The 2,415-nt window shown below is 73.0% G+C and carries 2 protein-coding genes; one reads left to right on the plus strand and one right to left on the minus strand.

The window, feature by feature from the left end:
* Positions 1-1,170 (plus strand): PQQ-dependent sugar dehydrogenase (locus VIB11_RS05435; RefSeq protein WP_332029122.1); only part of this gene is annotated, 1,170 nt, incomplete at its 5' end.
* 44 nt (positions 1,171-1,214) lie between these two features.
* Here VIB11_RS05435 and gatB read toward each other — a convergent pair.
* Positions 1,215-2,415, minus strand: a 1,201-nt coding sequence (gatB, locus tag VIB11_RS05440) for an Asp-tRNA(Asn)/Glu-tRNA(Gln) amidotransferase subunit GatB (protein WP_332029124.1), incomplete at its 5' end; no start/stop codon positions are given.

Below are 2,415 nucleotides of genomic sequence, written 5' to 3' on the forward strand. Positions count from 1 at the left end.
GCAGCCCTGGTGGTGCTGGTCCTGGCCACCGCAGGATGTGCCAGCGCGGAGAGCGACAGCGGGACGGACGTCACCGCACCGTCGCTCTCCGCGCCGGTGTCTGCAGCCACCAACGGATCGGTGACGCCGACGCCCTCCACGACAGCACCGGCGACCACGACACCTCCGACCGCGCCGGCCCCCACGACCTCGCGAGCTCCGATCCGCCGCACGACCGTGGCCGAGGGGCTCGACGTGCCGTGGGGGCTGGCCTTCCTGCCGGACGGTTCTGCACTCCTGACCACCCGCGACCAGGCGCGGCTGTACCAGGTTCGCGAGGGCGCCGCACCGGTGCGGCTCGGGACCGTCGCCGGGGTCGTCCCCGAGGGCGAGGGCGGCCTGCTCGGCGTCGCCGCCTCGCCCGACTTCGCCAGCGACCGGACCGTCTACCTCTACTTCACCGCCAGCGGGGACAACCGCGTCGTACGGCTGACCTTCGCCGACGGGAAGGCGGGCACGCCCCAGCCCGTGCTCACCGGCATCCCCAAGGCCCGCAACCACAACGGCGGGCGCATCGCCTTCGGTCCCGACGGCCACCTCTACGTCGCGACCGGTGACGCCGGTGACGGGTCGGCCGCCCAGGACCGCTCCTCGCTGGCGGGCAAGATCCTGCGCGTCACCCGGGACGGCAGGCCCGCGCCCGGCAACCCCTTCCGGGGCTCCCCGGTGTGGTCCTACGGCCACCGGAACGTGCAGGGGCTCGCCTGGGACCGCGCCGGCCGGCTCTTCGCGAGCGAGTTCGGCCAGAACACCTGGGACGAGCTCAACCTGATCCGGCCCGGGGCGAACTACGGCTGGCCCGAGGTCGAAGGCCGCGCGGGCCAGGCCGGCTTCGTGGACCCGCTGCGCCAGTGGGCGACCTCCGACTCCTCGCCCAGCGGCATCGCCGTGACCGCGGACGGGACGGTCTACATGGCTGCCCTGCGAGGCGAGTCGCTGTGGCGCATCCCCTTCCGCGGCGGTCAGGCGGGCGAGCCGCAGCGACTGCTCGACGGCGAGTACGGCCGGCTGCGCGACGTGGTGGTCGGCCCCGACGGCAGGCTCTGGGTCCTCACCAACAACACCGCCCGAGGCACCCCGCGAGAGGGCGATGACCGGCTGCTCGTCATCCCCGAGTCCACGCTGCGCTGACCTCCTCCGCACCGGCACACCACACCCACCGTGCGGGCTGGGGATCAGCTGGCGCCGAGGCGCTCGAGGATGATCTCGCGGGCCTTGCCGGCGTCGGCCCGGCCCTTCATCTCCTTCATGACCTGGCCGATGAGGGCGCCGGCGGCCTGCACCTTGCCACCGCGGACCTTCTCGGCGACGTCGGGGTTCGCGGCGATGACCTTGTCGACAGCTGCCTCGAGGGCGCCGTCGTCCTGCACCAGCTCGAGACCACGCGCATCGGCCACCTCGACGGGGCTGCCCTCGCCGGCGATGACGCCGTCGAGCACCTGCCGGGCCATCGAGTCGTTGAGACGGCCCTGCTTGACCAGGCGGTCCAGCTCTGCCACGTGCTCGGGGGTGACACCGAACTCGTCGACGGCCCTGCCCTCGGCGTTGCCGCGCCGGGCGAGCTCACCGGTCCACCACTTGCGGGCCCCGGCCGGAGTCGCGCCGGCCTCGACGGAGAGCTCGATGAGCTCGACCGCGCCCGCGTTGACGACGTCGCGCATCTCGAGGTCGGAAAAGCCCCAGTCGCCCTGCAGGCGGCGACGGCGCTGGGTCGGCGGCTCCGGCAGCGTCTGGGCCAGGGCCTCGACGGTCTGCCGCGTCGGCGCGACGGGCACGAGGTCGGGCTCCGGGAAGTAGCGGTAGTCCTCGGCGTCGGACTTCACCCGCCCGCTCGTGGTGACTCCGGTGTCCTCGTGCCAGTGCCGGGTCTCCTGGGTGATCGCTCTGCCGGCGTCGAGGATGGCGGCGTGCCGGCAGATCTCGTAGCGCACGGCTCGCTCGACCGAGCGCAGGGAGTTGACGTTCTTGGTCTCGGTGCGGGTGCCGAGCGGTACGTCGTCCTGGTGCTGGTCCTCCGTGGCGCGCGGGCGCAGCGAGACGTTGGCGTCGCAGCGCAGCGAGCCCTGCTCCATGCGGACGTCGGAGACGTGGAGGGCGCGCAGCAGGTCTCGCAGCGTGGCGACGTAGGCCTTGGCCACCTCGGGAGCGCGCTCCCCCGCACCCGTCATCGGCTTGGTGACGATCTCGATGAGCGGGATGCCGGCGCGGTTGTAGTCGACCAGGGAGTACTCGGCTCCGTGGATGCGGCCGGTGGAGCCGCCGACGTGGAGGCTCTTGCCGGTGTCCTCCTCCATGTGCGCGCGCTCGATCTCGACGCGGTACGTCGTGCCGTCCTCGAGCTCGACGTCGAGATGGCCGTTGAAGGCGATGGGCTCG

This window comes from Pedococcus sp. (assembly GCF_036554925.1).
Classification (GTDB): Bacteria; Actinomycetota; Actinomycetes; order Actinomycetales; family Dermatophilaceae; genus Pedococcus_A.